This window comes from Microbulbifer agarilyticus, assembly GCF_019800665.1.
GTDB classification, from domain to species: Bacteria; Pseudomonadota; Gammaproteobacteria; order Pseudomonadales; family Cellvibrionaceae; genus Microbulbifer; species Microbulbifer agarilyticus_C.
In genome coordinates, this window is sequence record NZ_JAHVKO010000001.1 from 176,002 (window position 1) to 200,503 (window position 24,502).

Below are 24,502 nucleotides of genomic sequence, written 5' to 3' on the forward strand. Positions count from 1 at the left end.
TGGGGACCCACAATGCGGTATCGAATCTTGTTGCTGGTTTTAACTTGCCTTGCGGGAGCGCTGCTAGCTGCCTGTAGCGAGCGTTTGGATGGACAGCAGCAGACCAGTGCGGCGCAATTGGATAAGCATCCGATTGGCGAAGCTCTATGGGATTTCGAAGACACTGCGGTACCGCCAGAGATCAAATTACATAACGCGGTGGCCACGTTGGTTGGAGGCACAACTGAGAATAGTGGGCAGGCACTGAATATCAAGCTGCACACGGAAAACCACTACACCGCCGGCTTTTCCTTTTCACCCCAATCGCCATGGGACTGGAGTGAACTGGGTACATTTGCATTTGCACTGGATATCGCCAATCAACAGCCATCTTCCGTGCATTTTTATGTGAAAGCCCACGATCAACAGGGTAAGACCCATAACCGCAGTTTTGTCGTGCCAGAACGCTCGGATAACACCTACTTCTTTGAGCTGAAAGGTCCGGATCTTGGGGTAGAGACCGGCATCCGGTCCAACCCGCCTTCGTGGGATAGTGAGTACCAAGACATCATCTTTCGCTACGGCGCGAAAGATTTGGATGTGAGCGCAATTGCGCGTATCGAATTCAACGTTGTCGGAGTGCTGGAAGACAAAGAGATTCGCATCGACAATGTTCGTTTGATTCAACCGCAATCGTTGGATCAGGACTACCTGAAAGGTTTGGTTGATGCCTTCGGGCAAAGTGCCAAGCGCGAATTCGCAGACAAGGTAGATTCGGTTGCAACTTTACGCCAGCAAGCTGAGGCAGAAGGTTCCATCCTGCGTAAGCAACCACTGGAGGGGCGCTCTCGCTTCGGTGGTTGGACCCAGGGGCCAAAGCTTGATGCCACCGGCTTCTTTCGCACACAAAAGGTCGATGGAAAATGGACGCTGGTGGACCCAGAAGGCTATCCCTTTTTCTCTACCGGTATCGCCAATGTGCGCCTTGCCAATACCTCCACCATTACCGGCTACGACTTTGATCAGGGTGCGGTTCCCCAGCGTGCACCGGGTGATTTAACCCCTGAAGATTCCCTTGGGCTTAACCCAGTGCCGGACGCTGCGCTTCCTTCGCGCCATATCAGTTCTTCCCTGCGCGCAGAAATGTTCACCTGGCTACCGGATTACGGCGATCCACTGGGCGAGAATTTTGGCTATCGTCGGGAAGTGCATACCGGCGCGATTCCGCGCGGTGAGACCTTCAGCTTCTATCGCGCAAATCTACAGCGCAAGTACCAGGTTGCCGACGACGAACAGCTGATGGCGAAATGGCGCGAAGTCACCATTGATCGCATGCTCAGTTGGGGCTTTACGTCTTTTGGTAACTGGATTGATCCCGATTACTACCAGATGGATCGCATTCCCTATTTTGCCAATGGCTGGATCATCGGCAACTTCAAGACCGTCAGTAGTGGCAATGATTACTGGAGTCCACTGCCCGATCCCTTCGATCCATTGTTTAAGGAGCGCGCATTCATTACGGCCGAGCAGGTCGCAAGGGAAGTGCAGGGCAGCCCCTGGTGCGTTGGGGTTTTTATCGATAATGAAAAGAGCTGGGGCCAGGAAGGTTCTACCGAAACCCGCTTTGGTATCGTCATCAACACCCTGTCGCGGGATGCCGTCGAGAGCCCGACTAAAGCCGAATTCGTGCGGTTGATGCAGGAGAAATATACCTCCATAGAACAGCTCAATAGCGCGTGGGATACCCAGATCTCTTCCTGGGAGCAGTTTTCTGGCGGCGTGGCATTGGCGAGTTTTAACCCTGCGATGGTGGAGGACTTTTCCGCACTGCTTGAACACTACACCGGCCAGTACTTCAAAGTAGTGCGTGCAGCAGTGAAGCACTTTATGCCCAATCACTTGTACCTGGGCGCGCGCTTTGCAGATTGGGGCATGACCCCGGAGGTGCGTCGCGCTGCAGCCAAACATGCCGATGTGGTGAGCTACAACTACTACAAGGAAGGCGTTAGTGACAAGTTCTGGCATTTCCTTGAGACATTGGACAAGCCGAGCATCATCGGTGAGTTTCATAATGGCGCGCTGGACTCCGGTTTACTTAATCCCGGTTTGATTCACGCGAGTTCGCAAGTGGATCGAGGGAAGAAGTACACCGAGTACGTGCACAGTGTGATCGACAACCCCTGGTTTGTGGGAGCCCACTGGTTCCAGTACATCGACTCCCCGCTGACCGGCCGCGCATACGATGGGGAGAACTACAACGTGGGTTTTGTGAGCGTTACCGATACGCCTTACGCGCCCTTGGTTGATGCCGTCACCCGCGTGAACAAAAGCCTTTACCAGCGCCGCTTTACCAGTGGCAAACAAGCTGTCGAAGAGGGTGGAAATCCGTGAGTAAAGCGTTGCCAGTCATTGCAGTACTTGCCGGGTGGATATTGCCAATCACCGTTAGTGCGGGTGGCTCTGCAGAAATTTTTGACCCGCAGGTATTGTCACTACTGGATCCCAAAGCGGAAGTAGAAGTGGTCAGCGAGGGCTATGCGTGGGCGGAAGGGCCTGTGTGGGTGCCGCCGGCATCTCGAGTTAGCCGGGGGCAGGGGGCGCGCGGAACCAGTACAGATGGAAGCACGAACACCGCAGCCACCGGCTATTTGCTGTTTTCGGATATTCCCACGCATCGTGTGTACCGTTATGTCCCGGGCGAGGGTGCAAGCGTTTATCTCGAAGACAGCGGTTACGCCAACGGCCTGTTACTGGACCGGGACAATAGCTTATTGCTCCTGCAGTCCCGATCGCGGCGCGTGGCCAAACTCACTGCGCCGCTCGACACACCACAACCAAGGTATACAACTCTCGCCGAGTCATTTGAAGGCCAACGCCTGAATAGCCCGAACGATGGTGTGCTGCACCACACCGGTATCCTCTACTTTACCGACCCGCCATACGGGTTGCCCGCACAACTGGAAGACCCGGCTAAGGAACTGGATTTCCAGGGTATTTATGCGCTTGCACCATCCGGGGAACTGACCTTGCTGGATGACAGCATCTACCTGCCCAATGGCATCGCACTTTCTCCCGATCAGCGCCGCCTATATGTTGCGGCTTCCGATCCCAATACACCGGCGTGGTACCTATATGAGCTTGACGCCCACGGCGTGCCGGGTCCGCGTCGCGTATTCCACAAACTGGATAGTAAAGGCCTTGGCGCCCATGGAAGCGGTTTGCCGGATGGGTTGAAGGTACACAGTTCCGGTGCGGTGTTTGCCACCGGCCCCGGTGGTGTGTGGGTGCTGGATGAGGAGGGGAAGCACCTCGCTACTATCCCGACACCGAGTGTTGCGGCTAACCTGGCATTTAATGCCGACGAATCGGCAATCTATATCACTGCGCACAAAACCCTGTTGCGCTACCAACTGCGATCCCAACCCGTGCGCTTCACGGATGTTTCCGCAGCCCGCGGCCTGGTTACAGAACCCACGTGGAAATATGGCGGTCCCGCGGTTGCCGACTTGAATGGCGACGGGCGCTACGAGCTGCTTCTGGGTAACCACGATAAGGTCCCTGCACAGCTTGTTTGGGCCACCGGTGAGAATCACTATGCATTGGATCCCGCACCCTTGATGCGCTGGGATGTCCACGGCATTGCCGCTGGTGACTACGACCTGGATGGTGATCAGGATGTGGTGGTCGCACTCGGTGGTGGCAACGGCAGTAGCCCCCAGCCACCACGAATTTTAAAAAACGACGATGGGAGTTTTGTCGATATCACCGAAGGCAGTGGTATCGAGCACATGGGCGCGCGGGGCCGCTCTGTGCGTTGGATTGACATGGATCTCGATGGTGACCTGGATCTGTTGCAGATCAACGCCATGATGATTCCCGGAGAAACAGGACCGCGCAATATCCTGTTCGAAAATATCGGCCAGGACCAATTTCGCTACCGCAGCCATCCGCAGTTCGAATCACTCGACGCCGAACGCGTACTGGTTACCGATTTTAATGGCGACAATGTGAGTGACCTGATCACCTTCGCACCGCTTGGCTTATGGGCAGGGGACGGTGAATTTGGGTTTGAAGATGTCACAGGTGAGTGGTTGCCGAAATCGGTGGAGCAGGACTTTGTGATGGCGGTGGCAGAGGCAGACATCGACAACGATGGTGACCTTGATTATTACCTTGCCCGCGGTAAAACCTATTATCAAATTGCTAACAATGCCGTCGCCTTCGATGCGCGGTCACGGCGATTGGACTTGCGCGATGAAGGTAATAGCGGGCAAGACGGTATTAGCTTCACCGCGGATGGGGAGCTCCAGCTCAATCATTTTTTCCACTGGCACCGCGGTGTAAAGGTGACACTACCTGTGTACCTCGGTGAAGCGGGGGTGGCACTGGACACACCTGCAGGTGCTGACCGCGTTTCGGTGAGCCGGGAACAGGCTATAGGTTTCCCGGCGGACCTAACGAAAAACGGCTGGTATCTGGGCCACGTGGGTGACGGCCAATGGCGGCTTGAGTGGCGCCTCAATGACAACCTGGCGTGGGATCTCCGCGCAAGTATTCACGGGGTAACTTCCGTAACACCGGATTGGCAGCCGCAGGAGCTCGGAGTCCCAGACCTGCTGTTGCGCAATGAGGGAGACCGGTTTAGCGATGCAAGCCAGCTGCTGCCCGTGCAAACCATCGATAATAATTGGGGTGTGGCAACCGGTGACTTTGATAACGATGGCTTTGAAGACTTTTTCGTATATCGGTTTGGCGCGCTGCACCAGCGCAAGGTTGACTTGCTACTGCGCAATCGCCAAGGCAAGGACTTTGGGCTGCAATTAATGCATGGCGCCACTGCCGTGTCGCAGTCCGGGCATGGCGATATGGGGGCCGCGTTCGACTACGACCTCGACGGAGATGTCGACCTGCTAAGTGGCGACGACGATCAGGGTCGTTGGCACTTGTTTGAAAACCAGCTACAACAACAAAAAGCATCGCCCGCGAATGACTTTTTATTGGTCAACGTAGGTTATTCACCAAAGGGGGCGGATGCTTCTGCGGCAACCGTGCGCCTGACAGTTACCCACGGGGAAACTGAGCTCACCCGACTCAAGCGCGTTGGTTCTGGCAGTGCCACGCACTCGCAAAGCCAACTGAATCTTGTGCACTTTGGTCTCGGCCAGGGAATGCTGCCGACTCGTCTGGAAGTGGTATGGCGAGACGGTTCCCAGCAGCAACTTGAACATCCCGTACCTGGTTCCACCATTGCTCTTGGCGAACGCCGCCAGTGAGCTTCCGCCAGATATTATTGCAGGAAATACCGTGAAAACTTCAGTCTCAATTCCGTCGTTTGTCCTTGTTACATCGGTCCTTTTTTTGTCCGGCCTAGTATCAACCGCGCTCGCTAACCCCTCTGCATCGAGTAGCACTTCAATACATGGCGGGGAGGTTGGGCCTGTACGCTCCACCGATTTTAATTTCGGTTGGAAGTTCAAGCTGGAAGACAGTAGCGACTTTAGGCGCGCTGATTACGATGATAATGGATGGCGAGCGCTGCGCTTGCCACACGACTGGAGTATCGAACAGGATTTTGACCCATCGCTAGACGGCGCCACTGCATATTTACCCGGAGGCATTGGCTGGTACCGGAAGTCTTTCGTTATCCCGAAAAGTGCAGGTAAGAAACGCTCTTTTCTATATTTTGATGGCATTTATAACCATTCAGAAATTTGGCTGAATGGGACCCGCGTCGGTGGCCGCATCAACGGCTATACCCCGTTTTACATCGATATCACGGATCATCTGCTTGATCCGGGTAAGCAGAACCTAGTGGCCGTGCGCGTCGACCGCAGTCGCTACATCGATAGCCGCTGGTACCCCGGTGCAGGTATTTATCGCGATGTGAAGCTGGTTTCTGTGGACCCATTGCATATCCCCATCTGGGGGGTATTTATCAAAACACCAGTAGTCACGGAAGAGCGTGCCGAAGTAACACTGGATGTTGAGGTTGCCAACCAGCGCGATGAATCTGCGCAATTTACCATTCACTCGGTGATTCTGGATGGGCAGGGACGTGAGGTTGCAAGAGCGGATTCCAGTAGCAAACTTGCGGCGGATCAATCTGGCACCTTCATGCAGGCTTTGTCGATTAAGTCGCCCAATCTTTGGAGCCCTGACACACCCAACCTGTATCGTGCGCAAACCACGATCTCGTTGGGCGATGTGGTAGTGGACCGCCTGGAAACGCGCTTTGGCGTGCGCGAAATTCGTTTTGACCCGAATACCGGCTTTTACCTGAATGGTGTGAACACTGAAATCAAAGGCGTAAACCTGCACCACGATGCCGGAGCTGTCGGTGTCGCGGTGCCAAAAGACGTCTGGCGGCGCAGGCTGGAAAGTTTGAAGCGGGCGGGTACCAATGCCATCCGCACCGCACACAACCCAGCCTCTCAGGAATTTCTCGACCTGTGTGACGAAATGGGTTTTCTGGTCCAGGCCGAAATTTTTGATGAATGGGATAACCCCAAGGACAAGCGGCTCAACCAATGGGAGCGCCATGACGACCGGATCAGCCGGGGCTACGCCGACTATTTCCAGCAGGAAGCCGAATCCGACCTCAAGCTCTCGGTAAAGCGCGATCGCAACCACCCGTCGGTGATTATGTGGAGTATTGGCAATGAGATCGAGTGGACCTACCCGCGTTACAAGGATGCCACCGGATACTTCGATATGAACGCATCCGGCAATTACTTCTACAACCCGCCGTTTATCACCGAGCAGGAAATCAAGGATCGTTTTCACGGCAGCGAAGCCGGGCAATACGTGTTGGCGAAAACGGCGGCCAAACTCTCGGGCTGGGTTAAGGAACTCGACACCAGCCGTCCGGTAACCGCGAACCTGATTCTGCCTTCGGTGAGTCATATCTCCGGTTACACCGATGCGCTGGATATTGTCGGCTACAGCTACCGTCGCGTGATCTATGACTATGGGCACGAGAAATACCCCGAGAAAATGATCATGGGTACCGAAAATGTGGTGCAGTGGCACGAGTGGAAGGCCATCGAGGAACGCGACTTTATTCCCGGCACGTTCTTATGGACCGGTACCGACTACCTGGGCGAAGCCCATGGCGCTTGGCCGCGCAAGGCGGTGCGCAGTGGCCTGCTGGACCTTGCAGGTTTTGAGACCCCCGCCTATGACCTTTACCGCACCCTGTGGAATCCAGCTCCCTATGTGGCAATCACTTCCCAGGTAGAAGAAAAATCCCTGTATCGCCGCGATACAGACGGCAAGGTGGTAGAAAAAGCGCCGGGTGCGTGGGAGCAGCGTGTGTGGGGGTGGCAGGATATTAACCGACATTGGAATTACGCCAATGGCGAGCCAGTGATTGTCGAGGTGCTGAGCAACTGCCCGCAAGTAGAACTGTTCCTGAATGGAAACTCGCTGGGCGCTCGGGCTCTTGCTGACAACCCTGACCGTCTCCTCAAGTGGGCAGTCCCGTTTGCTGGGGGCAAACTATCCGCCCGCGGTATCGATGGTTGTGCAGCGACTTCTGAGGTACAGACGGCAACGCAACCGGTGTCTATCGAACTCTCCTTTGATCGCCACCTGCTGTCGGGAGATAAAGACAGCGTGGCGCATGTGGAAGCACAACTGGTGGATAACAAGGGCCGCCCGGTGCGACATCTGGATGCGAATATTGAATTTGTGCTGCCGGAAGGGTTGGAACTACTCGGTACCGACAACGGCCGTTCGGCGTTTATGGAACGCTACAAAAGCGAACGCTTGCGGACCAGTGAAGGCCGGGCACTGCTGATTGTGCGTGCCGCTCAGCATTCGAAGCCTATTGCCCTGGATGATGAGGTGGTGTCGGCGAAGATAATCAGCCTGCTGCAAACACCGTAATTTTTGCGCCGTGCAAAAGACAAGTAGTTTGAGAATTTGAGGAATACACGTGAGCGATCAACTGCTGAATTCAGCGACTAGGGAACAGGGCGGGGAAACTGTTGCCGCCGAGGTTTTCGATGAACGGATATGCAGCCTCGGCGAGGGTCCGCTGTGGCATCCACTGCGCAAGACCCTGTATTGGGTGGACCTGTTGAATAACAAGGTGTTGGCCAAGGGCCCCGATGGCACGCAAGCCTGGGATATGGGCGAAATGCCTTCTGCCATTGGCTGGGTGGATCGCGACCGTGCACTGGTTGCCTGCGAGAGTGGTTTGCACCTGATGGATTTAAATTCCGGCGAGAAGAGCCTGCTGTGCGAATTGGAACCTGATATGCCGGGCAATCGCAGCAACGATGGCCGCGCCGACCCCTGGGGTGGTTTCTGGATCGGTACCATGGGCGTCAATGGTGAGCCGGACCAGGGGAATCTTTATCGCTGGTACAAAGGCGAACTGCGTCGCCTCTGTTCAGGAATGACTGTACCCAATGGCATCTGCTTTGACCGCGAACGCTGTTATGGCTACTACGCAGACTCCGCAAAAAATACCGTTTACCGCGTACTGCTGAATACCGCTGATGGCTGGCCCATGGGTGAACCCGAAGTCTTCCTGGACCTGAGTACACAGGGGCTGATTCCCGACGGCGCAGTAATGGATGGGCAGGGCAATATGTGGTCTTCACTGTGGGACAGTGCGCGCACCCAGTGCTTTGACCCGAGCGGCCGGGAAATCGCGGCGTTGGAAGCGCCAGTGATTCGCACCACTTGCCCGGCGTTTGGCGGTGAGGACTTTACCGATATGTATGTGACCACCGCTGCGGTTGGCTTGGAAGACCGCCCCAGGGCGGAAGTCGCCAACGGCGTCACGCTGGTCTACCGCAATGCGGTGCAGGGACAAGCTGAACCCGCGGTTATTGTCTAGATCCACTCGGTTACTCCTTGGCTATAGTTGAGCAAAGCCCTCAGACCGTCAATGGAGTGACGCACATGACAACAAGCAAATGTCCTTTTGGCCATGCAGCCGGTGGTGGTACGACGAACGAGGATTGGTGGCCGAATCATTTGCGGCTGGACATTCTGCGTCAGCATGCGGACAAATCGAACCCGCTGGATAAGGACTTTGATTACGCCGAAGCATTCCAGCAGCTCGATTACGAGGCGGTAAAGAAGGACCTGCACGCGTTAATGACGGATTCGCAGGACTGGTGGCCGGCAGATTTCGGCCACTACGGGCCTCTGTTTATTCGCATGGCATGGCATAGCGCCGGTACTTATCGGGTACGTGATGGGCGCGGTGGCGCCAGCACTGGCAACCAGCGTTTCGCGCCACTGAACAGTTGGCCGGACAACGTCAACCTCGACAAGGCGCGTCGCCTGTTGTGGCCCATCAAGCAAAAATATGGTCGCAACATTTCCTGGGCGGACCTGATGATTCTCACCGGTAATGTGGCGTTGGAATCCATGGGGTTCAAAACCTTTGGTTTTGCCGGTGGCCGGGAGGATGTGTGGGAGTCGGAGAAAGATGTCTACTGGGGTGATGAGAAAGCCTGGTTGACGGACGCCCGCTATAGCGGCGATCGCAACCTGGAAAATCCATTGGCCGCAGTGGAGATGGGTTTGATTTATGTAAATCCCGAGGGCCCCAATGGCAATCCCGACCCATTGGCTGCAGCCAAGGACATTCGTGACACCTTTGGCCGTATGGCAATGAATGACGAAGAGACGGTGGCGCTGATTGCCGGCGGCCACACATTTGGTAAAACCCACGGAGCCGGTGACGCTGCATTGGTTGGCCCCGAGCCGGAGGCCGCGGGACTGGAAGAGCAGGGGTTGGGTTGGCACAGCAGCTTCGGTTCGGGCAAAGGCGATGACACCATCACCAGTGGATTGGAGGTTATCTGGACCAGCACGCCTACCAAGTGGAGCAGTAACTACTTCTGGAATCTGTTTGGGTACGACTGGGAACTCACCAAAAGCCCGGCAGGCGCGCACCAGTGGCAGCCCAAGCATGGTGCGGGGGCCGACTCGGTGCCCGATGCCCACGACCCGAACAAGCGCCATGCGCCCATGATGCTCACCACGGACATCGCGCTGCGCGCAGACCCGGATTACGAAAAAATTTCCCGGCGCTTCTACGAACACCCCGATGAATTTGCCGATGCATTCGCCCGCGCCTGGTTTAAATTAACCCATCGCGATCTCGGGCCCAGAGCGCGCTACCTGGGTCCCGAAGTACCGGATGAAGCGCTAATTTGGCAGGACCCGGTACCGGCGGCAGACTACTCGCCCGTTGACGACCGGGATGTTGCCGAGCTGAAAAAGAAAGTGCTGGCCTCCGGGCTCGCCATTGGCGATCTGGTGAGCACCGCCTGGGCTTCCGCCTCGACCTTCCGTGGTTCTGACCGGCGCGGTGGGGCCAACGGAGCCCGTGTCCGCTTGGCACCGCAAAAGGATTGGGCTGTCAACAAACCGCAAACACTTGCCAAAGTATTGGCGGCGCTGGAGTCGATTCAGGTTGACTTCAATTCCGGCGCCAGTGGCGGCAAACAGGTTTCATTGGCGGACCTGATCGTGCTCGCCGGTTGCACCGCTATTGAGAAAGCAGCAGCGGATGCGGGGCATCCCGCCAGTGTTCCCTTTACCCCAGGTCGCACCGATGCCATTCAAGAACAAACGGAAGAGCACTCATTTGATGACCTCGAACCCATCGCAGATGGCTTCCGTAATTACCTGCGGGGTGATATCGAGATTCCCGCAGAGCAGTTACTCATTGACCGCGCGCAGCTACTGACATTGTCGCCACCGGAGCTGGTGGTGCTGGTTGGTGGCATGCGGGTGCTCGGGACCAACTTTGATGACAGCCAACACGGCGTATTCACAGATCGGGCGGGTGCCCTAACCAACGATTTCTTCGTCAACCTGCTGGACATGTCCACGGTCTGGGCACCCATGACCGAAGGTAATGGACTCTATCAGGGGGTAGCGCGGGATAGCGGCGAGCCCCGCTGGACCGGCACTCGGGTTGACCTTTTGTTTGGCTCCAATGCTGAGCTTCGCGCCCTCGCCGAGGTCTATGCCAGTGACGATGGGAGGGAGAAGTTTCAGCAGGACTTTATTGCCGCCTGGAATAAAGTCATGCAATTGGACCGCTTTGACCTGCATCGTTAAGTAAACGGGTAAGGCGATCTATAAGCGAGTAACAGTCGGGTTAAATCGGTCAACGGGTGGGGTGGTGTTGGCAATGCCTTATTGAATGCGTGTTGTTTTATAGGGTCTGGATGATGAGTGAAGCGGTATACTGCCCGGGCTTTTATTCATCTAATTTTCCAGAGCCGCAGCATTCGTATGAAATATATACTAGGCGCTTATGCCACCGCCCCGGTAACCGACTCCTGGCAACCTGAAGTTCAGGAACAATACCTGAACCGTATTAAGCAGCTGGATAATGTGCGGGGGCTGGAACATCCGTTTACCGGCAGCTTGCACGGCCACGATGATGACTGGTTTTTGCGCAACATCGATCCCCAGTGGAATTACGTGTTTACCGGTGTACCGGGTGTAATGGGAAGCCTGGCTAAAAACCCGGCTTTTGGTATTGCGTCCGACGATGAGGATGGCCGTGCAGCCGGCATCGAGTTTTACCGGCAAATGCATGCTGCGGTGCTGAAGCTGAATGCCCACCTGGGGCGCAAAGCGGTGGACTATGTGCAGCTGCACACCAGCCCAAATCGCACCAAATCCAATTCTTCTACAGACTCGCTCAATGGTTCCCTGCAAGAGATTGTTTCTTGGGATTGGGATGGTGCCGGTTTGGTGATCGAGCATTGCGATGCGTTTATTGATGGCTCTGAGCCGGAGAAAGGCTTCCTGACCCTGCAGGAAGAAATCGCAACTATCCAAGCCGTGAATGCCGCGAGTGGTAGCAAACTCGGCATTTCCATCAACTGGGGACGCTCGGCACTTGAGACCCGCAGTGTTGAGGGGCCATTGGAGCACCTGCGTCTCGCCCGCGAAGCGGGGCTGCTGCGTGGCTTGATGTTCTCTGGTATCTCCGATGTGGAAACGCCCTATGGCGTTTGGCGCGATACCCATATGCCGCCAGCAGAAATCTTTGCTGAAGGTTATTTCGCGGAGGGCTCCCTGCTGACCCGCGAACAAATGGCGCTCACCCTTGAGACCGCAGGTTGGCAAGACCTCGATTTTGTCGGTGCCAAACTTGGCGTACGCCCGAGAGATCTCGACGTCGATTCCCGTGTTGCGTACAACCGCGATTGCCTGAACGCCATCGACTTGCTGACTGCCTGAGGCGGTACATAATTGGCTCGGTTCTAGTTGTTCACGCAGTTTTTACAAAGGCTATCTGGGACTTTTCGTCGCCATTTTTCCATCCATGTGGGGTGTTGGGTTTAAAGGTAATGAAGTCCCCAGCCCGATAGTCCACGCCTTGCGTGCGATTTCCATTTGCGTCGCCCGCATACAGGGTGCCGTGGCCGCTTACCACGTAGGCGAGCCACGCCTCATCCGAAGTGTGAACCGGGTATTCGACGGCGTTGGGTTCGATTGCAAACTGAAACATAAAAATACCGGCGTCTTCTACTGCCCGGGCTTTCCAGCCGGACATATTTTCATGACTGGTGAAGGAGGGGGCTTCCGCAACTTCGATCGTGCTGGCGCCCTGGTGTTCGAACATCGTCAGGTGTCTGGACATTTTATTTTCTCGAATTTTTATATTTGGAAAGTTATAGGAGCTAGCGGTTCGCTGTGCTTGTTCATGCTTGCGGTCAGGGATTGCTTTTATGGAAACGGGGGCTGGGCCCCCGTTCTGCTATTTTTTGTCGCATTAGTTATAGTTCAGGTACACCGCGCGTTTTTGCAGGTATCCCTCGATGCCGTAGATACCATCTTCGCCGCCGATACCACTGCGCTTGTGGCCGGAATGGTAACCTTGGATGTAGCCGACAATTTGCTTGTTCACAAACACCGTGCCTACTTCCAGTCGGGCAATGCCATCCATAATGATGCGGTAGTCGTTGCTCCACAGGTAGCAGCTCAGGCCGTCGTTGCGGCGGTTGGTGATGGCAACCGCTTCGTCAAAGGACGAAATTTTGACGATGGGCAATACCGGGCCAAAGATCTCTTCGCGGGCCGCCGCCATGTCTGCCGTCACCTCGGTGAGTACGGTGGGTTGGTACCAGTTGCCGTTTTCAAACTCGCTACCTTGTGGGCGGCCACCACCACAGGCGACATTCGCGCCGGCATTAATGGTTTCCTGCACAATGGATTCCACCCGGTCCAACCCCTGTGCGGTCACCGATGGACCCATGCTGGGGTTGTCCATGGGGTTGCCCACGGTAAGTGCTTTTACTTTCTCCAGTACCTTGCGGGTGAATTCGTCAGCAACCTTTTCGTGTACCAGCACCAGTTCTGCACAGATACACACTTGTCCGCAGTTTGCGTAGCGGGAGATCACCACCGCATCCACGGCTTTGTCGATGTCGGCATCGTCCAGCACGATAAAGGACGCTTTACCGCCCAGTTCCAGGGATACCGCGGTTACGTTTTCTGCCACCGCACGACAGATCGCCTGGCCCGCGCGGATACTCCCGGTGAGTGTCACAAGCTGGGTAATCGGGCTTTTTACCAGGTGCTCGCCAACCGCAATGCCGCTGCCGCTAATGATGTTGATCACACCTTTTGGAATACCAGCTTCCTCGACAACCTTGGCAAACTCCATGGCGGTAATCGGTGTCGCTTCGTGGGGTTTGACGATCATGGTGTTACCGGTTACCAGCGCCGGGCCCACTTTGCGGCCGATCAGGGCGAGCGGGTAGTTAAACGCGCACAGCCCGACGGTTACGCCGTAGGGTACCTTCTGAATCCACAGCTGTTCACCTGCGTTATCGGAGGGGAAGATATTACCTTCGATGCGGCGCGCAGCCTCTGCGGAGTAGGTGAGGTAATTCAGTGTGTCGTCGAACTCGCCGTAGGCTTCGTTCAGGGTTTTGCCCTGCTCTAGTACCAGCAGGCGGGCAAACAGATCGCGCTTTGGTTGCAGTGCTTCAATCAGGCGAAACAGATGGCGGCCACGTTCGATTGCCGGCAACATTTTCCAGCTTTGCAGTGCAGCCTGAGAGGATGCCAGTGCAGCGTCTGCGTGTTCCAGAGTACAGTCGGGTACGCTGCTGAATACTTCGCCGGTCGCGGGGTTTTCCACCGACAGCTTTTGTGCGCTGTCTACCCAATTGCCGTCGATATAGCACTGGTAATGGGTTTGCGCGGTAGTACTCGATGTACTCATCATCTTCTCCTTGTATTTTTTATATCTGGGTCTGATCGATTGATTTGGGACTGATTGTCTCTACGGATTACGTTTATTGATTAAACACGGGCGAACGCTTTTCCAGAAAGGCTTGTAAGCCCTCTACGGCGTCAGGTGTTTCATAGAGCGCATCTGCCAACTCAGCTTCCAGCGCCAGCCCCTGGGCGAGTGGCAGTGAGCTGCCTTCACGCAAGGTACGCTTGGTGGCGGCGATGGCGCGGCCCGGGCCGCGTGCAATTTCGTTCGCGAACTCACGCGTTCCCTCGGTCAGGGAATCGCGGCTGTAGATACCGTCCAGCAAGCCCAGTTCTTGCGCCTGGCTCACCCCAAAAGTATCGCCGGTAAGCAGGAGTTCCATGGCTGCCCGTCGGCCAATACGGCGCACCAGACGCTGGGTACCGCCATTGCCGGGGATCAATCCAAGCTTGATTTCCGGCAGGCCAAACCGGTAGTTGCCCTCCGCCGCGAAGATAAAATCGCAGGCCATCGCGATTTCCAGGCCGCCACCGAGACAGTGCCCGGAAATCTCGGCGATATAGACTTTGCTGCTGTTTTCAATCGCATCCGCGTTGATCCGTGCGGCGGTAACCAGTGCGAGATTTTGCTGTACGCTATTACTCGCGAATACCTTGATGTCCGCGCCCGCACAAAAGAACTTTTCCAACCCACTTTTGATCACCACCACGCGCACGCTATTGTCTTGCTCCAGTGTGCGAATGACCACGCCAATTTCCCGTAGAAATGCTTCGTAGTAGGCGTTTGCGGGGGCCAGGTTCAGTGAAATGTACGCAACGCCTTCCGCAGACTTGGTGAGTGCTACTCGAGCTGGCGTGGCCGTTGTCTTTACCGTTGTCTTTATCGTTGTCTCGCCGAGCGGTGTGTGACCTTCACTCATGGCTCTTTCCTTTCAATGCGTTGTGGAAACTTTGTATTTCCTGGTTAATTGTTGCTTGGTGTTGCCCCAGTTGTGGCGCAGGTTGGCTCCCCCAAAGGCACTGTTCATCAATCCGGATGGGGCAGCGGCTGGTGGTTAACGCGTTGCCTCCGGGCATGGGGAGTGACTGCAACATGTCGAGGGTTTTGAATCCCTCGTGTGCCAGTAACTGCTCCCAATCGAGTACCTCGGCACACCAGATGTCTGCGGGCTCTAGCAGTGACAGCCAGTGCGCAGTGGTCTGGCAGGGCAGGTGGTCGGCGAGAATTTGCTTGATGGCATCGCGCTCTGCGAAGGCGAGTGCTGGGTCGGAAAAGGGCAGTAATGCGGGGCAGTCGAGCAGGCGCGCGAGATCCTCCACCCGTCCCATCGACAGCGCTATATAGCCGTCCTGGGTGCGGTAAAAACCGTAGGCGCCGGCAACCAGCGCATGGGCGCCATTGACGGCCGCGCGCTCGATGGATTGCTCCGGGTCGTGCAGGGCAATGGTGAGTGGCTCGAACTGAAAATCCAGCATCGCTTCCAGCATGCTGATCTGCACATGGCTGCCTTCACCGGAAAATTCCCGCGCAAAGACGGCGGCGAGAATACCCTGTACCAGTTGCGCGCCGGTAAAGATGTCGGCAACGGGGACACCCATGGCGACGGGGCCGTCTGCCCGGCTGCCGGACAGCCAGGTGAGGCCGGAGAGTGCCTGTAGCAATAGATCCTGCCCGGGGCGCTCCGCCCACGGACCAACGAGGCCGTAGCCACTGATTTCCCCGTAGACGATTCCCGGGTTCAGGCTTTTTACGGATTGGTAATCGAGGCCCAGCCGGTGCATCACCCCGGGTCGGAAATTTGCGATGAGGATATCCGCCTGCTTAATCAGTGTATTCAGCGCATCCCGTTGGGTGGGGTCCTTCAGGTTCACACAAAAGCTTTCCTTGTCGCGGTTGATTGCGTGGAACAGCGTGGACTCACCTTCCAAAACACAATCCGACAGGTAGAGGTTGCGGCCGTCTTCACCGCGCTCCGGGCGTTCGATCTTGATCACCCGGGCGCCCAAGTCGGCTAGCCTCAGTGCGGCGGAGGGGCCAGATAGAAACTGGGAGAAGTCGAGTACGAGTAAGCCATCAAGCGGTCGCTGCAGTTCACTCATTGTGCAACCTCCTGCTTTGCCAGCAGTGTTTGCCGGATGTGTGCGGTATCGGCACCCAGTACCGGAGCAGCTCTGTGACTGGCAAAGCGCTGCCCGTTAATCTGTAGCGGGCAGCGGGTTGTTGTCACGGTGACTTCGTTGCCGCGCGCATTTTGCGCGGGTCGCGAGACCTGTAGCTCCATGGCTACTGCCTTGAACGCGGGGTGCTGCAGCAGGGTGTCGTAGTCCACGACTTCTGATGCCCAGATGGCGGCGGCGTTGAGGCGCTGCATCCAGTAGTCGGTTGACTGGGTGCGCAGGTGCTCTGCGAGTGTGGCCTTGATGGTATCGCGCTGACTGAACGCTTCCTTGTCAATATCGTTTCGGTTGAGCGCCGGGCACACCAGTGCTTCTGCCAGTGGTCCCAGCGGGCCCATGGAAATTGCGATCCAGTGGTCTTTGGTCTGGTAGATCCCGTAAGGGGCGCCGAGGAATGCGTGGGCGTTGGCGATTTCACTGCGGCTTGGCGACTGCTGGCCGTTGTTCAGGTAGGTAGTAAGCCCTTCAAACTGAAAGTCGATCATAGACTCGAGCAGGCTTACCTGTACTTTTGCACCGGTATTTCCCGTTTCTATTTCTTCTGCCCCTTTGTTCACAGAGTCATTTCCAGAGCGCTTTGTGGCGCGCTGCCGGCGCACCAGGGCGGCGAGAATACCTTGTGCCAAATGGGTACCGCACAGCATGTCGGCAATGGCGAGGCCCAGCGGCACCGGCCCTTGGTCGCGATTGCCCGAGAGCCAGCCGAGTCCGGACACCGCTTGCGCCAGTAGGTCCTGGCCGGGCTTGTGTACCCAGGGACCTTCGTTGCCGTAACCGGATACTTCCCCATAAATAATGCGCGGGTTAATTGCCTGCACACTGGTGTAGTCGAGCCCGATTTTTTCCATTACCCCTGGACGGAAGTTGTGGGTCATCACATCCGCCTGACGGATCAGTTGGCGGACCGCCGCCAGGTCACCCGGGTTTTTCAGGTCTGCACAAAAGGACTCTTTATTGCGGTTGATGGTGTGGAACAGCAAGCTGTCACCATCCACCCATAAATCCTTGGTGGCGAGATTGCGGCAGGCATCGCCGCTGCCCGGGCGTTCTATTTTGATTACCCGCGCACCGAGGTCTGCCAGGCGCAGGCCCGCATAGGGGCCTGCCAGGTACTGGCTGAATTCGAGAACGGTGATGCCTTTGAGTGGTTGCGTCATGAATTAACCCTGACGAGATTTCACATACAGTGCATTGAGTTGGTCGAGCAGTGCGTTGGCGTCGCCGCCGTGCATCAGGTAGTTGCGAATAGGTGCGCCCGAGTTGTCCTGGAAGAACATATGCCCGTGGTAGCGCGGCCGCAGGAAGGCGCGGTCGAGTGTGGGCAGGGTGTTGGCGAAATAGTCGTTGGTGAGCTGGTTCGCCGGCTCGGCTTGCCAGGCGGCGCGGTGCCCTGGTTGGCCGCCGTACTGGATATAGAAAGACCCCTGAAAGTCCGGGTTGCCGGCAAACTCCACAAATTGTGCGGCCACTTCTGCGTGTTTGGTCTGGGCGGAAATTGCCAGGCCGGTGCCACCGAGGGTGGTTTTCAGGTGTTCTGCCTTGGGCCCTGCAGTGACCGTATCGCGGAATGCCAAGCGCTTGCGTGCATAACCCGGCTGCGCGTAATTCGCATAGCCATAAGCAAATGGGCAGTACGCGAAGTCGTCGCTGAGGGTCATTGCCTCGTAGACCTTGATCGGGTTCCAGTCGAAGCAGCGGCGGTCGAGGTTATCGGACAGGGCCTTCAGCATACCCAGCGCTTCCAGGCCCACCGCACTACTGACCACTTCCTCTTCGCCCACACAGGGGTCTTCACCCATGGCCGAACACAACATGTAGAAGTTCATCAGGGTGTCTTGGGGAATGCTCGGCACAGCCACCAGGCCTTTCTCGGCCAGAGCCATTAAGTCTTCCCAGGTTTTTGGCTCGTCCAGCCCCTTCTGTTGCAGCAGGTCGGGACGCAGGGAAGCGACGGGCGTGGCGGCATCCAGGGCGAGGGCCCACTGCTGGCCGTCGTAGTTGTAGGAGTTATGGGACTGGCCCACGGCATTGTCTGCCTGATCCTGCAGGAAAGCGGCTGGCAGGTAATCATCCAAAGGCAGAATCACTTTTTCCCGTGCAGCAAACCCGGTCCAGGGGTGATCGATCACCAGCAGGTCGTAACGGCCAGCAAGGTCATCGATGGGGTGGTCGGCGAAAGCCTGCAGTGAGCGCTTGTCCCACTCGATGGTGACGTGCGGATTCAATTCTTCAAAACGCTGGGCGGCCGCCACCATGGGGGTGAAACCCCGGGTGTGGTTCCAGGTCATACCGCGCAGAACAATTTGTTCCGGGCTGCTGTTGCTTGTGGAGCTGCTCATGATTTTCTCTCGGTAACTCCCGTCGGTGTTGGTCGACAGGTTGCGGGCTGTGTTTGCCCGCTGGTTGGCGGCTCATCAGGATTTTTATATATAAAATTATTGTTCAAGTATAAAAATCGTTTTTTGCCGGTGTCAACCTGTGCTTAAATGCGCGAATCATCAAAAAGGTTTGCAGAAGCCCGGACAGCAATGGCTTGAATGCAACCGGTTGATTGTTTTGGGTTGATCGGAACGGGTTTAAGGGGAAAGCGGTGCCCGCAAAAGACAAAGACAAGAGTGCAGGCCAGAAGAGCGATAACGGCAGTAAATATGCGGTTCCGGCGCTGGATAAGGCGCTGGAAATACTCGAATTTCTGGCGGCGGAGTCATTACCGCTGTCGCAGTCCGATATAGCCCAGGGTATTGGGCGTACTAACAGTGAGATCTTTCGTGTTTTGGTTGGTCTCGAGGCCCGTGGGTACCTGTTGCGGGAGGAGGTGTCCGGCAAATACCGGGTCTCCCTCAAATTACTGGAACTGACGCGCACACTTTCCCCTGTCTCCCAGTTGCGCTTTGCCGCACAGCCGGAGATGGAGGCACTGGCGGCGCGACTCGGGCAGTCCTGCCATTTGAGCGTGATCCACCAGGGGCAATTGATGGTGGTGCTGCAGGTACAGAGCCCGGGGCCTGTATCCCTGTCGTTCAATGAAGGTACTCTGTTCCCGCTGCTGCAGACGGTTTCCGGCCGGGTGCTTCTGGCTAATTGCGATCCTGGGCGTCGTGCGGATTTGCTGCGCGGCGTGCATAAACTGAGGGAGGCTGCCGAAGTGGAGCAGTCGTTGTTGGCAGTGCGTGAGGCGGGGTTCGAGCTGCGTACCAGTGAACTAACCGATGGCGTTACCGACTGCGCGGCGCTGGTGGGTCGGCCCGAAGGCGCGACTATTGCTGCGTTGGCGGTGTCCAGCCTCACTTCGGTGGTTGGCAAGAAACTGGAGCGTGAAGAATTGATTCGCGCGGTACGGGAGTCTGCCGGCCGTATCAGTGCGTCGCTCGGGCTTTGATGGTGTTTGAGTGCGTTGAACTTTGGGGTGTGCAGACCTAGCGGGCCTAGAAGGCTTACTAGAAGATTTAAACGGCGCGCTCTTTCCAGATATAAAAAAAGCGCCCCAAAAGAGGCGCTGAAGCGAGAGAAAATGCCCTGTATGCCACAAATGGCGTTGTGGCAGGGCAAAGATTGCGAAGAGTCAATCGCAACTGACAACGTGTATTGATGCTTGGTCAGGGCCGCCGAGGTTAAGGCCACGGTTGCATAACCACACATCGATACGGGGAGAAACTAGTCGCCGAGCGCCTGGGCGCGCTTGGCTGCATCGACCATGATGCGCGCCTTGTCAGCAATCTGGCTGGCGTTATCGCCCGCCGCATAAATGTTGGACCCCAGGCCAAAGCCGCGGGCACCAGCCTGCCAGTACTCATCCATATTGGTGTCGGTGATGCCGCCTACCGCCAGGGTAAGCACATCTTTTGGTACCACCGCGCCGAGGGAGGTCAGGTACTGTGCTGGGAAATCTGCCACCGGGAACATCTTCAGCACCCGGGCACCGGCCTTGAGTGCGCTGAAGGCCTCCGTGGGGGTGAGGCAACCGGGAACGGAAATCAGGTCACGGTCGATGGTGGCCCGGATAATTTCCGGGTCGCAATTTGGCGAAACAATGATCTTTCCGCCGGCATTTTGTACACTCTGGACCTGCTCTTCGGTGAGCACGGTACCAGCACCACAAATGGTGGTTTCGCCGAAGTTGTTCATGATGTTGGCCAGCCGCTCGATGCTTTTGAGCGGTTCCACAGGGGAGTTCAGCGGAATCTCGATAGCGCGTACACCGGCGTCTAGCAGGGTGTTGGCGATCATGTCGACTTCATCTGGGGTAACGCCGCGAATAATGGCGATCAGTGGGCAGGCTTCCAACGCCTGATGAAACTGCTGGCTCAGCATGTTGTATTCCTGTTGTTCTTACTGGTCTTTTCCCGCAGGGGGTCAGGATGGAGCCAGTATAAGGGGCTACAGGAATATTTGTATATAGTTAATTGTTAACAAAAAGGGAATGGGGTTGTATGATGGGCCTACATCAAGTGGTGCCCGTTCCAGCAACCTGCGGTCGGAGTACCCATAACAATAAAGAGGGTCGTCCGATGAGAGGATTTCAATTAACCGCCTTCAAATTTGCCGCAATTGTGGCGTTTGGCGGTTTCATCTTTGGTCTCGACGCGGCGCTGATTTCCGGCACCGTGCGCTTTATTACCGCTGAGTTTACCCTGTCTGACCTGCAAGTGGGTACCGTGGTAAGTGCGCCGGGTTTTGGGGTGATCTTTGCCCTGCTGGTTACCGGGCGTATCTGCGATGCCTGGGGCCGCAAGACGGCTTTGCTGATCATCGCTGCCTTATACCTGTTATCGGCGATTGGCTCGGTCCTCGCGCCCAACTTTGAAATGCTGGTGGCCGCGCGATTCCTCGGTGGTTTGGCATTTACCTCTCTGTCCCTGGCCTCCATGTATATTGGTGAGATAGCGCCGGCGAATATGCGCGGCAAGCTGGTCTCGATGAACCAGATCACCACAGTGGTGGGGCTGTCTGCCGCGTACTTCGCCAACTACCTGATCCTACAAGCTTCCAATGCCGACGCCGCCTGGGTAACCACCTTGGGTATCGATCAGTACACTTGGCGCTGGATGCTGGGGGTGGAAGTGGTGCCGGCGCTGATCTGGTTACTGATGCTTCTGATTATTCCGGAGAGCCCGCGCTGGCTGGTGCTGAAAGGTCGACTTAATGAAGCGCGCGCAGTCATGGGTAAGCTGATGCCTGCGGGTCATATTGAGCCGCAGATTCAGGAGATTCAGGAGAGCGCTGCCGCTGCGCCTAGCGGTAGTTTCCGGCAGCAAGTTGCCGAGATTTTCAAACCGCGCTTGCGCACCGCCTTCTGGGTAGGCCTCGTCATTGCGGTGGCCCAGCCGATTACCGGCATTAACGCGATTATGTTCTATGCGCCCACTGTATTTGAGCAGGTGGGTATTGGTACCGATGCGGCCTTCCTGCAGGCGGTCGTTGTGGGGGTGGTGAGTGTGATGTTTACCATTCTGGCGTTGCTGCTGATCGACCGCCTCGGCCGTCGCCCGCTGGTGCTGTTTGGCTTGGCTTGGGGTGGTGCCAGCCTGTTCCTGTGTAGCTGGGCGTTCAACCAGGCGAGCTACGAATTAACTGCGGCCTCGCTGCTGGCGCTGGCAGATGCGAATATTGATGTGTCGGCAATGCAGGCGCTGGTGGGCACTGTGTTCGAAACGGACGTGGCCTTCAAGCAGGCGATGTATCAAGCATTGGGTGAGGCCACAGCCCGTGCCAATGAAGGCCTGTTGATCCAGCAGGCAATTCAAATTGATGCCACGCTGGTGCTTGCGGGAATCATGTGTTTTATCGCGTCCTTTAACCTGTCTATCGGGCCGGTTATGTGGGTGTTGTTCTCGGAAATCTTCCCCACCCATGTGCGCGGTGTGGCCATTCCATTCTTCGCGCTGATTGTGAGCACCGTCAGTTACTTCGTGCAGCAGTTCTTCCCCTGGCAGTTGAACAATATGGGTGCTGCGGAAATCTTCCTGTTTTATGCCGCTTGCATCACCGTGAGCCTGGCGCTGTTGTTCCGCTTGCTGCCGGAAACCAAGAATAAATCCATCGAAGAGATTGAAGCCACCATGGTGCGCGCGTAAGCGCGCACCGTAAACGGCGATAAGCGACGATTAAATAAGTGAGTAGTCTTCATGTCTAAAGCCTTGCTGGATCAGAAGGTAGTTGTAATCACGGGCGCTGCCGCGGGCATCGGCTGGGGTATCGCACAGGTGTGTGCCGAGGCAGGTGCCACTGTTGTTCTGGCGGATATCAACGATGCTGGCAATCGCGTTGAAACACTGCGGGACCGAGGTTTTGAGAGTGCTTATTTTCCGTTGAATGTGGGCGATGCCTCGGCGATAGACCCATTTATTGAGTCGGTGGTAGCGCGCTTTGGACGTATCGATGGTCTGGTCAATAACGCTGGTGTGACCATCGAAGGCGACTTTCTCGATTTTGATTTGGACAAGCTGGACTGCTTGTGGGAAGTCAATCAGCGTTCCGTATTTCTGTTGTGCCAGGCTGCGGCGCGGCGTATGCAGGCCGGTGGGGCGATTGTAAACATCGCTTCCAATCACGCCGGTGCCAGTGTGGCTGGCTACGAAATGTATGCCGCAACCAAAGGCGCCATTGTGGCAATGACCCGCGCAATGGCCTGGAGCCTGGGCAAGAAAGGTATTCGCGTAAACAGCTTGTGCCCGGGCCTGACGAAAACCGAGGCGGTTGCCAAGGTCGCAGATGAGAGCCCTGCGCTGGCCGCATCCTTTGACAAGATGCACGCGGACAACAAGTACAACACGGTCGAGGAAGTGGGGCATATCGCCGCCTTCCTGCTGTCTTCCTGTTCCGGGGCCATGACTGGCTCCAACATCACTGCAGACCATGGCCTCAGTGCCAGTCTGTGTCCCACCGACGACCTGAAGTAATGGCTTCAAAGAAGGGCTGGCTGCGATGAAGATTTCCGATATCAAGGTATACCCGGTTTGGGTTGGGCACCGTAACTTGTGCCTGGTAAAGGTGGAGACCGATGAGGGCGTTTACGGTTGGGGTGAATCCGGCCTTTCCAGTCGTGAGTTGGCGGTTGCGGGTGCGGTTAAACACTATCGTGACTTTCTGATTGGCCGCGACGCGCGCAATATTGGCGCGCTGTGGCAAGAGATGTACCGCAGTCAGTATTTCGAGGGCGGCCGCGTGCTGACCGCTGCAATTTCCGCGATTGATATCGCTTTGTGGGATATCGCCGGCAAGGCGCTGAACGTGCCGACCTATCAATTGCTGGGTGGCAAGCAGCGCAACGAAATTCCGTTGTTCGTTACGTCTACCAAGCCCATGGGGCAGGCGCTGATGGATGACTTCCGTGCATTGCGCGAGCAGGGTTGGGAAGTGATTCGTGCGACTACCGGTGAGCACGGCAGCCCTACCGAGCCCACCACATTCGATGTGCGCAAATCGATTGCGGCAGCGGCCGGTAGCTTGAAAGAAATTCGTCAGGAACTCGGCGAAGAACTGGTGCTGGGCATTGACTACCACCACCGGCTCTCCGTGGCGGAAACCGCAAGTTTTTGCCAGAAGTTGGGAGAAGGGGTGCTCGACTTTCTTGAAGAGCCCATTCGCGACCAGTCGGTGACTGCCTACCAAGGGCTGCGCAAACTGACGAATGTGCCGTTTGCAATTGGTGAAGAGTTTGCCAGCAAGTGGGACTTCATGCCCTACATCGAGAATGACCTCACCAATTTTGCCCGTATTGATGTATGCAATGTCGGCGGCTTGACCGAGGCCATGAAGGTGGCGGCAATGGCGGAGAGTCATTACATCGACATTATGCCGCACGACCCGTTGGGCCCGGTGTGCACCGCCGCAACCATCCAGATGTGTGCCGCGGTGCCGAATCTAGCGTGGTGCGAAATCGCTCCCTACGATAGCAACAAGTCTGATCACGACAAGTACTTTATCAACCGGCCACAAGAAGTGAATCGGGTTTACCAGGTGGGTGACGCGCCCGGTCTCGGTATCGACGTAAACGAAGAATTGATTGCCGAGCAGTCGTTTAAATTTTGGGAGGCACCGCGCCTCTACAAACCTGACGGTAGCTATACCAATTGGTAAGAAATCGTTTATTGGCTTTTTTCAATTGAAAAGAGTAATCGCGATG

The 24,502-nt window shown here is 56.3% G+C and carries 17 protein-coding genes; 10 read left to right on the forward strand and 7 right to left on the reverse strand.

The annotated features are described in order from the left end of the window. Positions 1 to 12 precede the first annotated feature (12 nt). The 6 genes from KUV22_RS00645 to KUV22_RS00670 all read left to right on the forward strand — a co-directional run bounded on the left by KUV22_RS00645 (position 13) and on the right by KUV22_RS00670 (position 12,210). Entirely contained in the window at positions 13 to 2,370 is a 2,358-nt protein-coding gene (locus KUV22_RS00645) for a beta-galactosidase (protein WP_261319050.1), read from the forward strand. Continuing rightward, positions 2,367 to 5,252: an SMP-30/gluconolactonase/LRE family protein gene (locus KUV22_RS00650; protein WP_222227739.1), complete on the forward strand. Its 2,886-nt coding sequence runs from the start codon at positions 2,367 to 2,369 to the stop codon at positions 5,250 to 5,252. Before KUV22_RS00645 ends, KUV22_RS00650 begins: the two co-directional genes overlap by 4 nt. A 31-nt stretch (positions 5,253 to 5,283) precedes the next feature. After that, positions 5,284 to 7,866, forward strand: coding sequence for a glycoside hydrolase family 2 TIM barrel-domain containing protein (locus KUV22_RS00655; RefSeq protein ID WP_315857482.1), 2,583 nt, complete (start codon positions 5,284 to 5,286; stop codon positions 7,864 to 7,866). A 49-nt stretch (positions 7,867 to 7,915) separates the two neighbouring features. Further along, on the forward strand, positions 7,916 to 8,827 hold the full coding sequence (locus KUV22_RS00660; RefSeq protein ID WP_222227740.1) for an SMP-30/gluconolactonase/LRE family protein: 912 nt from the start codon (positions 7,916 to 7,918) through the stop codon (positions 8,825 to 8,827). A gap of 65 nt (positions 8,828 to 8,892) precedes the next feature. Beyond that, positions 8,893 to 11,073, forward strand: a complete 2,181-nt coding sequence (gene katG, locus KUV22_RS00665; protein ID WP_222227741.1) for a catalase/peroxidase HPI — start codon at positions 8,893 to 8,895, stop codon at positions 11,071 to 11,073. A gap of 177 nt (positions 11,074 to 11,250) precedes the next feature. After that, a complete protein-coding gene (locus tag KUV22_RS00670; protein WP_222227742.1) occupies positions 11,251 to 12,210 on the forward strand; it encodes a DUF4862 family protein in 960 nt (319 codons plus the stop codon). A 31-nt stretch (positions 12,211 to 12,241) separates the two neighbouring features. Here KUV22_RS00670 and KUV22_RS00675 read toward each other — a convergent pair whose 3' ends face one another. The 6 genes from KUV22_RS00675 to KUV22_RS00700 form a co-directional block, all read right to left on the reverse strand. After that, positions 12,242 to 12,613, reverse strand: a complete 372-nt coding sequence (locus KUV22_RS00675; protein WP_222227743.1) for a cupin domain-containing protein — start codon at positions 12,611 to 12,613, stop codon at positions 12,242 to 12,244. A gap of 132 nt (positions 12,614 to 12,745) precedes the next feature. Next, positions 12,746 to 14,203 (reverse strand): aldehyde dehydrogenase family protein, encoded by a 1,458-nt coding sequence (locus tag KUV22_RS00680; RefSeq protein WP_222227744.1) that lies wholly within the window; start codon positions 14,201 to 14,203, stop codon positions 12,746 to 12,748. Positions 14,204 to 14,276: 73 nt separating this feature from the next. Then, complete coding sequence (locus KUV22_RS00685) at positions 14,277 to 15,119, reverse strand: enoyl-CoA hydratase/isomerase family protein (RefSeq protein WP_222227745.1); 843 nt, start codon at positions 15,117 to 15,119, stop codon at positions 14,277 to 14,279. Then, entirely contained in the window at positions 15,112 to 16,299 is a 1,188-nt protein-coding gene (locus tag KUV22_RS00690) for a CaiB/BaiF CoA transferase family protein (protein ID WP_222227746.1), read from the reverse strand. Before KUV22_RS00690 ends, KUV22_RS00685 begins: the two co-directional genes overlap by 8 nt. Beyond that, complete coding sequence (locus KUV22_RS00695; RefSeq protein WP_222227747.1) at positions 16,296 to 17,534, reverse strand: CaiB/BaiF CoA transferase family protein; 1,239 nt, start codon at positions 17,532 to 17,534, stop codon at positions 16,296 to 16,298. The genes KUV22_RS00690 and KUV22_RS00695 overlap by 4 nt, the downstream gene beginning before the upstream one ends. Before the next feature lie 3 nt (positions 17,535 to 17,537). After that, entirely contained in the window at positions 17,538 to 18,716 is a 1,179-nt protein-coding gene (locus KUV22_RS00700; protein ID WP_222227748.1) for an ABC transporter substrate-binding protein, read from the reverse strand. A 251-nt stretch (positions 18,717 to 18,967) separates the two neighbouring features. Here KUV22_RS00700 and KUV22_RS00705 point away from each other — a divergent pair, with 251 nt between their 5' ends. After that, positions 18,968 to 19,756 (forward strand): IclR family transcriptional regulator, encoded by a 789-nt coding sequence (locus KUV22_RS00705; protein ID WP_222227749.1) that lies wholly within the window; start codon positions 18,968 to 18,970, stop codon positions 19,754 to 19,756. Positions 19,757 to 20,031: 275 nt separating this feature from the next. On the opposite strand, the gene KUV22_RS00710 is transcribed toward KUV22_RS00705, so the two are convergent. Beyond that, positions 20,032 to 20,688, reverse strand: coding sequence for a 2-dehydro-3-deoxy-6-phosphogalactonate aldolase (locus KUV22_RS00710; protein ID WP_222227750.1), 657 nt, complete (start codon positions 20,686 to 20,688; stop codon positions 20,032 to 20,034). A 197-nt stretch (positions 20,689 to 20,885) separates the two neighbouring features. Here KUV22_RS00710 and KUV22_RS00715 point away from each other — a divergent pair, with 197 nt between their 5' ends. Genes KUV22_RS00715 through KUV22_RS00725 form a run of 3 tightly spaced genes read left to right on the forward strand, consistent with a single transcriptional unit; the run spans position 20,886 to position 24,456 of the window. Further along, positions 20,886 to 22,451 carry an MFS transporter gene (locus KUV22_RS00715; protein WP_222227751.1) on the forward strand — a complete coding sequence of 522 codons (1,566 nt, stop codon included), beginning with the start codon at positions 20,886 to 20,888 and terminating at the stop codon, positions 22,449 to 22,451. Positions 22,452 to 22,502: 51 nt separating this feature from the next. Further along, positions 22,503 to 23,276, forward strand: coding sequence for an SDR family NAD(P)-dependent oxidoreductase (locus tag KUV22_RS00720; RefSeq protein ID WP_077402161.1), 774 nt, complete (start codon positions 22,503 to 22,505; stop codon positions 23,274 to 23,276). 25 nt (positions 23,277 to 23,301) lie between these two features. After that, entirely contained in the window at positions 23,302 to 24,456 is a 1,155-nt protein-coding gene (locus KUV22_RS00725; protein WP_222227752.1) for a mandelate racemase/muconate lactonizing enzyme family protein, read from the forward strand. Positions 24,457 to 24,502: the final 46 nt, after the last annotated feature.